The organism is Acinetobacter sp. CIP-A165, assembly GCF_000367985.1.
Lineage (GTDB): Bacteria > Pseudomonadota > Gammaproteobacteria > Pseudomonadales > Moraxellaceae > Acinetobacter.
Genome location: NZ_KB849200.1, coordinates 552000 through 565110 on the forward strand (window position 1 = coordinate 552000; position 13111 = coordinate 565110).

The window sequence follows — 13111 nt, forward strand, 5'->3', positions numbered from 1 at the left end:
GTAATTATAACTTCCCGTACATTACTATGTAAAAATCTATAATTTATGAGTTAGAAAAGTTGTAATATTTTCATCTAAATGCATTAACCAATCATTTAGCTCAATAAAGTCTAATCTTCTCTCACAGTTTTCAACTTTAGCAATATAGGACTGTGGCTTTTTTAAGGACAAGGCTAGTTGTACCTGCGTCATATTTTTATATTCACGCAGTTTAATCAATTCTGTAATAATTTTCCTATACCTAGGATCGTGTATTGAGCTCATAGCTCAAAATGGTGTACTATTTCAACAAATATACCAAAATGGGATATTTTATTTGTGAGTAAGACGCTGAGTTTTTTATGCCTAAAAATCATAAGCTTAATTATTGTTTAATCAAGTTTTTATCAAGTCACAATTTTTTAAATAGTGAGTTTAAAACAATATTTGATGGTTTTACGAGTGAGTATCCTGAATTTTGTGGCTATCACGGTTACCAGAGAACCTATAATATAATCAGAAGCTTAGCTAAAATTAATTTGATTACAATTATTCGTCGTAAAAATCAAAGTTATGAATATTCATCAAATTATACAACGTCAGAACTTAACGCATATTTATTGAATAAGGGTATAAAGTTTGATTTTCAAATTGAATTTGAGAAAAAGCTCAACATTTTGAAGGTAACGATGGAGAAGACACAGTTAGAAATTCAGTTTTTTGATCAATATATAAAAGAATTTCCACTGTTAAGAGATACTCTTATTGTATTTAAAAAAAATAGTGAACAACAGCTTAAGAAGCTAGAGTCTGAAATCAGTGTTCTTAATAAGATAAGTGCTCATATATAACATGAGTGCTTATTTGAAATCACATCCAAATTCAGTAGGGTCTGTTTGCAAATACTATGCAAAAAAATAGCGAGAAAACAGAATTCAATTGACAAACTAGATTCACTCCACGCTATACCTCGTACAATTCTCAAAGATCAAAACTTGTCTAAGTTGAAATCGATTCTCTCCAATTTCGGTATTTATCTCAAATATAATTTATGGTTGTTTATCGAAGCTATGGTAAATTAATACGCAAAAAATGAAAAGAGAAAAAAATTACACAAGAAGCTTTAGCGTTACAGTGTGGTATTGACCGCAGTTATATCGGTCGCATTGAGCGTGGTGAAGTAAACCTTACTGTTGAAAAGCTGTATGAAATCGCCACCGCACTAGAAGTAGACATGAAAGAATTATTGCCATAATTTTTAGCGTTTTTTTCCAGTACCATATCCTCCAAATACAGTCCGACCACCAATTTTCATAGACGTGTTCTCTATCAAGTCAAATTCGTCACGGGGTTCTTTAGAGTATTTTTTGTATTTTTCTATATAGACTTCTTCGATCTCTGCTTTTTGTGATTTAATTTCAGGTAATGGCCCTTTGTAAGTTTTTAGAAACTCCCCAAACATTTGATAATTCTCGTCTAAAAGAGTATTACTCTTACTCTTCTTTAATTTGTTATCTTCGATAAAAAAGCATGTACCAGTTCTATATTCAAACCATCTTACTGCTTTTAGATATTCGGTCCCTTTCAATTTTGTGAAATCCAAAACTTGCATAATAGGCGTGCTATTACTGTGTTCTTTATAATGCATCGCAGCAAAGACTGCTATTTGATGAAATAGCGTGGAATGTAAGAATTTTTTATGATCCAAAAATGGAGCTAGTTCTGATTTGGATATTTCACTTACAGTACTCAAAAGTTTCTGAAATTTGTCTTTGTTGCGTTTATATTCCTCACTTTTCATGCTCCTTCCTCTTTAGCGAATAGTTTATTTAATTTCTAATGTAGATGAATTTCTTGCATCTGTGAATATAGGAGACAAATCATGTCGTTTCCCGATCAGAACTATTCGCTTTTTTAACTAAATTTTAAGACAATACTCTCAAAGAAATTTGAGAGTCATCAGCGTGATTACAGGCGAGATTAAAAGCAAAATTGACCAGATTTGGAATGCATTTTGGAGTGGCGGTATTTCCAATCCTTTAGAAGTCATGGAGCAAATGACTTATTTGCTATTTATTCGCCGACTCGATGAAATTCAGATCACCAAAGAAAAGAAAGCCAACCGTTTAAAGAAGCCAGTAGAACATCCAATTTTCACGCCTGAGCAAGATCATTTACGTTGGTCGAAATTCATCACTTTAGGCGATGCTGCAACTTTATATAATACCGTTGCCAATGAAGTCTTTCCTTTCATTAAAAACTTAGGTGCAGAAGACGAAACCACCTATAGCCACCACATGAAGGATGCACGTTTTACCATTCCTACGCCTGCGCTTTTAACCAAAGTGGTGGATTTAGTTGCCGATGTGCCCATGGATGATAAAGACACCAAAGGCGATATTTACGAGTACATGCTTGGTAAGATTGCCTCAGCAGGTCAAAACGGTCAGTTCCGTACTCCTCGTCATATCATCAAAATGATTGTGGAGCTGATGCAACCAAAACCAACCGATACCATTTGTGACCCTGCGTGTGGTACAGCGGGCTTTTTAGTCGCTGCAAGTGAATATTTAAATGATCATTACAGCACTGAGATTTTTGCCAATCCTGAAGCTGCAAAGCGTTTTAGTGAAGAAACTTTTTTTGGTTATGACTTTGACAGCACCATGCTTCGTATTGGTTCAATGAACATGATGCTGCACGGTGTTGAAAACCCACGAATTGAAAACCGTGATTCTTTAAGTGAAGCACATTCACATATTGCTGAAAAATACAGTCTGATTCTTGCCAATCCTCCATTTGCAGGCAGTTTGGACAATGAAAGCTGTGCCAAGAACATTCAAGCTGTCGTAAAAACCAAAAAGACTGAATTACTGTTTTTAGCCTTGTTCTTACGTTTGTTAAAAACTGGTGGTCGTGCTGCGGTGATTGTGCCTGATGGCGTGTTATTTGGTTCATCAACTGCACATAAAGCATTACGTCAAAAGATTGTGGAAGAACAAAAGCTAGAAGCCATTATTTCCATGCCATCTGGTGTTTTTAAGCCTTATGCAGGTGTTTCAACTGCGATCATGATTTTTACCAAAACCATGTCGGGCGGTACGGACAAAGTTTGGTTTTATGATATGCAGGCGGATGGTTATTCGCTTGATGATAAGCGCAATGAGCTAGATAGTTCAAAGCATGAAAATAACAACATTCCTGACATTATTGCCCGTTTTAAAAATTTAGAGGTTGAAAAAGACCGTAAAGCCACAGAGCAAAGCTTTATGGTAGATAAAGCTGATATTGCTGCCAATGGTTATGATTTGTCGATTAACCGTTATAAGGAAGTGGTATATGAGCAGGTGGAATATGAAGCACCAAGTAAAATTTTGGCGGATTTAGAACTGCTTGAGAAGGATATTTTAAAAGGAATGGCTGCGCTTAAGGAGATGCTTAAGTGATTGAGACACCATTATTTGAAATTTGTCGTCCAAAACAATGGAAGACAATATCTTCAAAAGATTTATCAGAACATGGTTATCCTGTTTATGGTGCAAATGGGATAATTGGATTTCATTCAGAATATAATCATGAAAAGCCAACCATCTTAATAACTTGTCGTGGTGCTACTTGCGGCACTATTAATGTCTCTGTGCCATTTTCTTACATTAATGGCAATGCGATGGCTTTAGATGATCTTGATGAAAATAAAGCTTATATCAACTACATTTCATATTATTTGAAATATAGAGGGCTTGCCGATGTTATTTCAGGTTCTGCCCAACCTCAAATTACAAGAGAAGGATTACAGTCTGTAAAAATCCCACTCCCACCACTTGCAGAACAACGCCGAATTGCCTCTATTTTAGATCAAGCGGATGAGCTACGCCAAAAACGTCAGCAAGCGATTGAAAAGTTAGATCAGCTTTTACAAGCCACCTTTATTGATATGTTTGGCGATCCTGTCAGTAATCCTAAGGGATGGGATTTGGTAAGAGTTGGGGAAGTAGTTAATGAGTTTATTGGTGGGAAAAATATTGAATGCCCTGATGAAAGCGACTCTGATTATAAAATTTTAAAAGTTAGCGCAGTAACTTCAAAAGTCTACAAACCCCATGAAAGTAAATTTGCACCTAACACATTTGAACCTAATCCTTTAGCAATTGTAGAAAAAGATGATTTACTTTTCAGTCGAGCTAATACAACAGAGTTGGTTGCGGCAACTGCATACGTTTGGGAAACTCCTGAAAATATTGTTTTGCCTGACAAATTATGGAAATTCTCTATTTCAGATGAATCTAAAGTAAATAAACTTTATTTGTGGGATTTATTTAAAAATATAGAGTTTAGAAATGAGCTTTCAAAATTATCAAGTGGTACGAGTGGCTCAATGAAGAATATTTCCAAAGGGAAATTGAATGAGTTAAAAATGCCATTACCTCCTAAAGAACTTCAAGATAAATTTGCGGAATTTTCAACAAAACTTTGGGGGCAAATTAAGACTTTTCAGCAATCTTCTGATAGTTTGGATTCATTATTTAATTCATTACAAAACCAAGCATTTAACGGCACTTTATAAAATTTAATTAAAAAATATGAGGGATTATATACATGAGCAATTTTCAGTTTTTAGAACCTGAATTTAAAAGCTTGGCAGCCACTGCCAAAGAAGCCGAAAAGCTCACGTATATATCCCCACAATTTGCCCTTGCTGCTGCTCGTACCTCGCTTGAAAACCTTGTGCTATGGCTGTATCAATACGATAAAAAACTGACTCAGCCTTATGATGCTTCACTACATAACTTACTCAACGACCTCAAATTTAAAGACCTGATTCCGCCCTATATTTGGGACAAAATGGACAACATCCGCATGGTCGGCAACAGTGCCGTACATGGGAAAAAGTTCAAACAACTCACCACCGAAGAAACGGTAAAACACATCAGCCATTTATTTTTGATGTATGTGTGGTTTGAACGTAACTATGGTTCACCGTCAAAAGACCGTTCACAGCCACATATCTTTAAAACCGAACTAATTCCTAACGCAGATAACACACAGCAAATCACCGCCAACCAAGAACAACTGCAAAAAGAAACAGAAGCTAAAGAAAAACAGTTTGCAGAACAACACAAAGCCCTACGCGAACGTGAACAAAAACTATTTGAACTGTCCGCAAGTTTAGAAGAGCGTGAAAAACTACTTGCCGATATTGATGCTGAACTTGCACAAAAACGTGCTGATGTTGAACAAGCCAAAATTGCCAACAGCAAAATCGAAGACCCTACCGACTATAAAGAAGACGAAACTCGAAAACTTAAAATTGACCTGATGCTTGAAGAAGCAGGTTGGGAAATTGGTACATCGGTTCGAGAGGAAGTTGCTGTAACAGGTATGCCGAGTCCATCGGGTAAAGGTGCAGTGGATTATGTGCTGTATGATGCCAATGGCTTGCCTTTGGCTGTGGTTGAAGCCAAACGCACATCAACCGACCCTGATATTGGGCAACAACAAGCCAAGCTGTATGCAGACTGCTTAGAGCAACAAACAGGACAACGCCCTGTCATATTCTATACCAATGGTTACAAAACCCGAATCTGGAATGATGTGCAAGGTGGCCCACCACGCTTAGTTCATGGCTTTTATACGCAGGCAGAACTCAAACGTCTGATCGAAAGACGCAAAAATAACCCTGATTTAAGTAGCTTCCCGATCAATGCGGACATTGTCGAGCGTTACTACCAAACTCGTGCCATCAAAGCCATGCTTGCAGCCTATCAACGTAAAGAACGTGCAGGCTTACTGATTATGGCAACAGGCACAGGTAAAACCCGTACCGCCATTGCACTGGTCGATGTGCTGATGAAAGCCAATGTGGTGCAAAAAGCATTATTCCTTGCAGACCGTACTTCACTGGTCAATCAAGCGCACAACGCCTTTAAAGCCAATTTAAAAGATGCTTCATTCGTCAATTTACTTGAGGATAAAAATCAGGTTGGTCGAGTGTATTTCTCGACCTATCAAACCATGATCGGCTTAATTGACGAAAAAAATGCCGATGGTACACGCCAATTCGGTACAGGCATGTTTGACCTGATTATTATTGATGAAGCACACCGCAGCGTTTACCAAAAGTTTGGCGAGATTTTTAAATACTTCGATAGTTTGCTTGTTGGTTTAACTGCAACGCCACGAGATGAAGTTGACCGTGATACATACGCACTGTTTGGCTTAGAAAGCGGTGTCCCAACCGATTACTACGACCTCGATCAAGCGATTGCCGATGGTTATCTTGTACCACCCAAAGCCTATTCTGTGCCACTTAAATTCATGCGCGAAGGCGTGATATATGACGAACTTTCCGAAGAGGAAAAACAACATTGGGATAGTCTGAATTGGGGCGATGAAGATGCACCTGAAGAAGTTTCAGCATCCAAGATTAATAAAGAGCTGTTTAATACAGGCACCATTGATTTAATGCTCAAGCACTTGATGGAAAATGGCATTAAAACCGAAGGCGGTGATCGTCTTGGTAAAACCATTATCTTTGCCGTCAATCAAAAACATGCCCAGTTTATTGCTGATCGCTTCAATGAAAACTATCCGCAATATGATGGTAAGTTTGCCCGTGTCATTACCCATGCCACTAAGTATCCACAAAGCTTAATTGATGACTTTAGCAAGAAAGATTTAGCTGAGCCACAGATTGCGATTTCAGTGGATATGCTCGATACAGGCATTGATGTGCCTGAAGTGGTCAACTTAGTATTCTTTAAAGCGGTTCGCTCTAAAGTCAAATTTATGCAGATGATTGGGCGTGGCACACGCCTCTGCAAAGAACTGTTTAGCCCTGAAAAAGATAAAAAAGAATTCTTTATTTTCGATTATTGCTCTAACTTTGAATACTTCAATGAAAACCCTGATGGTGCGCCTGTTGCGACCACAGAGCCTCTTGGACAACGCTTGTTTAAAGCACGTTTAAATATCCTGAGTTTACTGAATGCAAAGGACGATGCCACCGAAGAATTAAAAGCTGTACAGCAAGATCTACGTCAAAGCTTACAGACTGAAGTGAAGTCAATGAACAATGAGAATTTCATTGTGAAATCTGAACTTGAGCATGTCGAACATTTCAAAAATGATGATGCTTGGAACAACCTGGATGACCTTGCCATCGGTACATTACGAGAACACATTTCTAAACTACCGAATCAACTTGAGCCTGAAACCTTAGAGGCCAAACTGTTTGATATGCTTTGTTACAACCTTGAGTTGGCAGTATTGGAACAGAACAATACAGCGATTCAGAGCTATGCCAATAAAGTGATTGAAATTGCTTCAAAGCTGGAAAGCAAAGAAAATATTCCTGTTGTTGCAGAACAGATTGCTCTTATTCAGGAAGTGCAAACGGTTGACTATTGGAAAGGCATTACCTTACCTATGCTTGAATCAATGCGTAAACGTATTCGTGGCTTGGTGAAACTGATTGAAAAATCCACATCGACTGTTGTGTATTCCATGCTAGATGATGAAATTGGAGATATGCAAGCAGTTGATATCCCAGTGGTATCAAGTGGCGTAAATCTAGCCCAGTACCGTAAACGAGTTGAAAGCTTTATTAAAGCCAATGAAAACCATATTACCATCGCAAAGTTAAAGCGTGGTTTAGCACTGACACCGACCGATCTAAGTGAGTTAGAACGCTTTGTTTTTGAAGCTCAGGAAGTTGAAAGCCGAGATAAATTTGAAGAATGTTTTGGGACAGAAAAGTCATTACCGTTATTCATTCGCTCTTTGGTGGGATTAGATCGTCAAGCGGTTCAGGAAGCTTTTTCTAAGTATTTGCAAGGTTCAACCTATAACGAGAAGCAAATTCGTTTTGTGGAAATGTTGATTGAGCATTTGACACAAAATGGTGTGCTAGAAGCAGCACAGTTATATGAGCCACCGTTTAATCAGATCCACTATGAAGGGATTGACGGTGTGTTTGATGATGGCGATGCTGACAACATATTTGGGGTTGTTGAAGCGTTTAATGGAAGTGCTGTGGCTTAGATTTTGAAGATATATTCTTTTTTGTATTGTTTTTTTTAATATTTTTGGTTTATTTTATAAGGAATTTAGCATGCCAGTATTTATTAGTTATCGTGCTAAAGATAGAGAAATAGCTTTGAAAATTGCTAGAAAATTTCGAGAATATAGTATTGAATTTTATCTCGATGTCATTGATGAGGAATCAATCAATAGTACGTCGAATATTACAGAGATAATTACGAAAAATATTAAGAGATGTACTCATTTAATAGCAATTATTTCACCAAATACTAAAGGATCGTGGTGGGTTCCCTTTGAAATTGGAGAAGCAAATATTATCAACCGAAGAATTTGTTCATTTGCATATAATACTAATGGGTACTCTCTAACCAAATCTAATATGTATCTATACAAGAGCTTTTTGCCAGAATATTTGCATAAGTGGCCAATATTATTGAATGAAAAAGATGTTGATAATTTTATATTAAGATATAATCAAGATAATCGAAATAATGTCCTTTTAGATAGTATTAATGGGGACTCTAATCGATTCGGCACTCTTACTAAGGAAGGTGCTGATGATTTCCATAACAAACTTAAGGCTATGCTTTAAAAAGAGTACTAATATGACTGATAAGAAAGTGGTTTTTGTTGCCTTTGCAATTGAAGATGAACGTCAACGAGATTTTTTAAAAGGACAGTCTCTTCATCCGAGAGCACCTTTTGAATTTATCGATATGTCTGTAAAAACACCATATGATACCGAATGGAAGCAGAGAGTGCGTACAAGAATTAAAAGATCGAATGGCATAATTGTTCTTGTAAGTAAAAACTCTCTAAGCTCAAGTGGCCAAAAATGGGAAATTCAATGTGCTAAAGAAGAAGGTAAGCCTATTCTTGGAATATGGGCTTACTCGACTGATAGAACTGCTATTTCAGGAATTACTACTCAGCCTTGGAGTGATATTAATATTAGTTCATTTATTGACTCACTGTAAGCGAGATAATTATGCGTAAAGCGCTCATAGTAGGAATTGATTATTACAGTAAGCTATCTCATTTAAGTGGCTGTGTTAACGATGCTCATGCGGTAAAGAATACACTCGAAAGGCATGCAGATGGCACAATTAACTTTGCAAATCCTCGTTTAATGACTAGTACTAGCAGTTCTGATGTAATAAATAAACACTCATTAAAAGAAGCTATTAGAGAGCTATTTAGGGATGATTCAGACATAGCTCTTTTATACTTTGCTGGTCATGGTTATATTGAAGATACAGGAGGATATCTTTGTGCAGGAGATTGTCAGACTGGAGATGATGGCCTAGCTCTGCATGAGATCATGGTTTTAGCGAATCAATCAAAAGCTAAGAATAGGGTAATCATTTTAGACAGTTGTCATAGTGGTATAACTGGAAGTAGTTCAGGAAGTTCATGCTTCGCAGATTTAAAGGAAGGAACAACCATTCTGACAGCTTCAACTGCAGAACAATATGCTATGGAGGTTGAAGGTGGTGGTGCAGGAGTATTTACAACTTTATTTGTTGATGCATTAAATGGAGCAGCAGCGAATCTAGTTGGCGATGTTACGCCAGGAAGTATTTATGCTCATATTGATCAATCACTTGGTCCTTGGGCACAGAGACCGGTATTTAAAACAAATGTCAAAACTTTCGTATCATTAAGAAAGGCAGTCCCTCCCATTGAATTAGCTGATTTACAAGCTCTAACGCAACTGTTTACCAGCGCAGATCATCAATTTCCTTTAGACCCATCTTTTGAGCCTGAACGCTCTCAAGAACAATTAAATGATCCTGCCATTCCTTTACCTAATCTAGAAAATACAGCAAATTTTGATAAGCTACAAAAATTTGTTAAGGTGAATTTAGTTCGACCAGTTGGAGCTCCACATATGTGGCATGCAGCGATGAATTTTCAAAGCTGTGAACTTACAGTATTGGGACAACACTATTGGAAATTAGTAAAAAATGGACTCCTTTAAGGGCATACCATGAGCCAAGATGATTCATCGAAACAATATAAAGAGTTAATTGAAAAACTCGCTGCTATCGAGCATGAACGTTGGGCTCATTGGCAAAGTTATTTACATTCTAAATGTCTTAAGAATGATAATGGCTCATTAACAATTCCAGCAGAATTAGTAGAAAGATGGAATAAGCAAATTAATACTGGATATGAGGAATTGACAGAGGATGAAAAAGAAAGTGATAGAGAGCAAGTACAGAAGTATTTTTATTTATTAGTTCCATTCTTATCTGATCAAAATAAATAGTTTTATGAATCCAGAATTCATGTTTTAGAGTGTGTTAAATGGAATTGATTGATGAAAATAAGCTAGCATTTTTTATTGCATTTATTTTGCCCGGATTTATTTGTATGAGAGTTTATAGTCTCATATGTCCTAGACAAATATCTGAATTTAATCAGAAAATTTTGGATTCTTTAACTTATAGTTGTTTGATTTACGGCTTTAATTTTGGTTTTATAATTTGGGTTGAAAAATCAAATTTATCATCAAGTAATTCATTTTTATACGGTTTATTCTATTTTTATCTGCTTTTTTTTAGTCCTATTCTGCTAGCTTTAATTTGGTATAAATTAAGAACATCACAATGGCTTCAAAAAACAATGCCCCATCCTGTATCTTTACCTTGGGACTATGTTTTTAGCAAAAGAACGGCCTGTTGGGTCATTGTAGTATTAACAGATGGTACAAAAATATATGGAAGATATGGTCCTAACTCTTTTGTCTCTAGTTATCCCTCAGAGCCTCAAATTTATTTAGATGAGTGTTGGGAGTCAAATAGTGAGGGTGGTTTTGATCGTAAACATAATGCTACTTCGGGAATCATTATATTATCTAAGGATATAAAAACCATAGAGTTTTTTGAAGATGATTCTCCAGCATGATAGTTCAATTTTATATAATAGGAATAATTGAAATGAGTAATACGAAAAATCTTGATAATTTAAATCGACGTGGATATACACCTCAGCCTTCGAAACCAACCACAACCAATAATACTGATAGAACGGCTGGTTATACTCCACCACCTATACAAGATATTTCTAAACCACCTAAAAAAATATAGGGTCTGTTGACATTTACTGTTCATAATTAACCCTATAAAGGTAGCCATAAAAATATACAGGCTAAAGCAACAGAACTTTGATAATTTCTTTTGAGCTTGTCATATCGAGTAGCTATTTCTCTAAATTGCTTTAATCTACAAAACATATTTTAACTAAATGCCTGATTTTATATAAATACCAGTCCATATGGTCATTGTTCGATTGGCTATTTGTTTTCTTTGGTATATTCGCTTTAGTCCCTGTTTTCCTGATCTGTTCACGCAGTGGTTCTGAATCATAGCCTTTATCTGCACATACCACTTTTGTCTCTTTTAAATCTAATGTTGATATTAAATCAGGTGCAACTTTAACATCATGTGTGGTTCCATCGGTAATCATGAAATCAATAGGATTGCCATGTGTATCAACAATCAAATGTATTTTTGAGGAGTTTCCTCCTACACTTTTAGAAATAGATTGATTCGCTATGCCGGCAGAATGTTGATGAGCACGTACATGAGAGCCATCAATAAAAATCCACTCCATATCGGGGCATGAGGCTAATAATTTGAATAATCTAAGTAACTTACCGCTGCTTGACCAACGATTAAAACGTTTGAAAATAGAGTTTGAATGACCAAAACAAGAAGGAATATCTCGCCACGGACAGCCTGTTCTAATTCTATAGAGAATAGCTTCAATAAAATTGCGTAAATTTGAGTTGTGGTGAATGGATAAATTACGCAGAATAACTTTCAACTTTTGCCAGTGTTGATCTGTCAGCATGGTACGAGGCATAGCGAATAGTAAAATTGGGTTTGGCGATTTGATTTTACTACTTCGCTATTTTTTTAAGCTAAAAGTGTCAACACACCCTAATTTTACAGGTTTATATATTGTAGGCATTAATTACTTAGCACAGCAGCTCAACATACGTATTTGTGTAATAGAGTCTCGAAACTCTATAATACAGTGTAAATATTTTGGATGACTTAGATTTGAAAGTTGATTTAGGTCAGCAAATAATCTCAGAGTAGAAATTGAACTGTGTCTATCAGAGAAAGGTAGTTAACCTAATTGTTATCAGATCGATTTATGTCTATAGAGCTAAGGTGGTTAAATGAAGCAATATCTAGATTTGTGTCAACGCATAGTTGATGAAGGCGTATGGGTTGAAAATGAACGAACTGGAAAGCGTTGTTTAACCGTTATTAATGCTGATTTAGAGTACAACGTAGGGGCGAATGAGTTCCCTCTAATTACGACTCGAAAAAGTTATTGGAAAGCTGCGATTGCAGAGTTACTCGGTTACTTGCGTGGGTATGATAATGCTGCACAGTTTAGAGCTATTGGCTGTAATACTTGGAATGCAAATGCTAACGAAAATGGAGCTTGGTTAGCTAACCCTTATCGTAAAGGTGAAGACGATATGGGGCGAGTATACGGAGTCCAAGGGCGTCATTGGCGTAACTCAGAAGGTAAAGAATTTGACCAACTTCGTAAGATTTACGATGACTTGCGAAACGGTATTGATGATCGTGGTGAAATTCTGACTTTCTATAACCCAGGCGAGTTTGAAATGGGATGCTTACGACCTTGTATGCATACTCACACCTTCTCTTTGGTCGGAGATACACTTTATTTAACATCATCACAACGTTCGTGTGATGTTCCATTAGGTCAAAATTTTAACCAGATTCAAGTCTTCACGTTATTAGCCCTCATGGCCCAAATTACAGGACATAAGGCTGGAAAGGCTTATCATAAAATTGTGAATGCACATATTTATGAAGATCAGTTGAAGCTTATGCGTGATGTTCAGCTTAAACGTGAGCCTTATCCTGCACCAATACTTCATATCAACCCTGCGATTAAAACGCTAGAAGATATTGAAACGTGGGTAACGTTAGACGATTTCGAGGTAGAAGGGTATCAGTATCACGAACCTATTGCTTATCCATTTTCAGTGTAAGTAATATTTATTCATAAAAGAGTTCTCTGTTTGATGAAAACTTAAAGT

At 36.6% G+C, this 13111-nt stretch carries 14 protein-coding genes; 11 read left to right on the top strand and 3 right to left on the bottom strand.

What is annotated here, in order from left to right; translation table 11 throughout:
- Nucleotides 1-36: 36 nt before the first annotated feature.
- Nucleotides 37-264, bottom strand: a complete 228-nt coding sequence (locus F991_RS17790) for a helix-turn-helix domain-containing protein (protein WP_004668581.1) — start codon at nt 262-264, stop codon at nt 37-39.
- Nucleotides 265-341: 77 nt separating this feature from the next.
- On the opposite strand from F991_RS17790, the gene F991_RS16830 reads away from it, so the two are divergent.
- Nucleotides 342-830, top strand: coding sequence for a hypothetical protein (locus tag F991_RS16830; protein ID WP_004668582.1), 489 nt, complete (start codon nt 342-344; stop codon nt 828-830).
- A gap of 257 nt (nt 831-1087) precedes the next feature.
- On the top strand, nt 1088-1234 hold the full coding sequence (locus F991_RS16970; RefSeq protein ID WP_228127763.1) for a helix-turn-helix domain-containing protein: 147 nt from the start codon (nt 1088-1090) through the stop codon (nt 1232-1234).
- Between the two features lie 3 nt (nt 1235-1237).
- On the opposite strand, the gene F991_RS02500 is transcribed toward F991_RS16970, so the two are convergent.
- The gene (locus F991_RS02500) at nt 1238-1780 is read right to left on the bottom strand and encodes a hypothetical protein (protein WP_004668583.1); all 543 of its coding nucleotides are present in this window, start codon (nt 1778-1780) and stop codon (nt 1238-1240) included.
- A gap of 163 nt (nt 1781-1943) precedes the next feature.
- Between F991_RS02500 and F991_RS02505 the strand changes: the two genes are divergently transcribed.
- From F991_RS02505 to F991_RS02540, 8 genes are all read left to right on the top strand, one after another.
- The gene (locus tag F991_RS02505) at nt 1944-3425 is read left to right on the top strand and encodes a type I restriction-modification system subunit M (RefSeq protein ID WP_004668586.1); all 1482 of its coding nucleotides are present in this window, start codon (nt 1944-1946) and stop codon (nt 3423-3425) included.
- Nucleotides 3422-4543 (top strand): restriction endonuclease subunit S, encoded by a 1122-nt coding sequence (locus F991_RS02510; protein WP_004668588.1) that lies wholly within the window; start codon nt 3422-3424, stop codon nt 4541-4543. The genes F991_RS02505 and F991_RS02510 overlap by 4 nt, the downstream gene beginning before the upstream one ends.
- Before the next feature lie 32 nt (nt 4544-4575).
- Nucleotides 4576-8019 (top strand): DEAD/DEAH box helicase family protein, encoded by a 3444-nt coding sequence (locus tag F991_RS02515; protein WP_004668589.1) that lies wholly within the window; start codon nt 4576-4578, stop codon nt 8017-8019.
- 70 nt (nt 8020-8089) lie between these two features.
- Nucleotides 8090-8611 (top strand): toll/interleukin-1 receptor domain-containing protein, encoded by a 522-nt coding sequence (locus tag F991_RS02520; protein WP_004668590.1) that lies wholly within the window; start codon nt 8090-8092, stop codon nt 8609-8611.
- A gap of 13 nt (nt 8612-8624) precedes the next feature.
- On the top strand, nt 8625-8996 hold the full coding sequence (locus F991_RS02525) for a TIR domain-containing protein (protein ID WP_004668593.1): 372 nt from the start codon (nt 8625-8627) through the stop codon (nt 8994-8996).
- Nucleotides 8997-9007: 11 nt separating this feature from the next.
- On the top strand, nt 9008-10000 hold the full coding sequence (locus tag F991_RS02530; protein ID WP_004668594.1) for a caspase family protein: 993 nt from the start codon (nt 9008-9010) through the stop codon (nt 9998-10000).
- A 9-nt stretch (nt 10001-10009) separates the two neighbouring features.
- Nucleotides 10010-10291 (top strand): hypothetical protein, encoded by a 282-nt coding sequence (locus tag F991_RS02535; protein WP_004668596.1) that lies wholly within the window; start codon nt 10010-10012, stop codon nt 10289-10291.
- Nucleotides 10292-10329: 38 nt separating this feature from the next.
- The gene (locus F991_RS02540) at nt 10330-10929 is read left to right on the top strand and encodes a DUF6338 family protein (protein WP_004668597.1); all 600 of its coding nucleotides are present in this window, start codon (nt 10330-10332) and stop codon (nt 10927-10929) included.
- Between the two features lie 214 nt (nt 10930-11143).
- Here F991_RS02540 and F991_RS02550 read toward each other — a convergent pair.
- Nucleotides 11144-11889 (bottom strand): IS5-like element ISAba31 family transposase gene (locus F991_RS02550; RefSeq protein WP_119027238.1). Its coding sequence is split into 2 segments (ribosomal slippage): nt 11144-11262 and nt 11262-11889, totalling 747 coding nucleotides; the frame shifts between segments, so codons are not numbered across the junction.
- A gap of 322 nt (nt 11890-12211) precedes the next feature.
- Between F991_RS02550 and F991_RS02555 the strand changes: the two genes are divergently transcribed.
- Nucleotides 12212-13063: a thymidylate synthase gene (locus F991_RS02555; protein ID WP_004668601.1), complete on the top strand. Its 852-nt coding sequence runs from the start codon at nt 12212-12214 to the stop codon at nt 13061-13063.
- Nucleotides 13064-13111 lie beyond the last annotated feature (48 nt).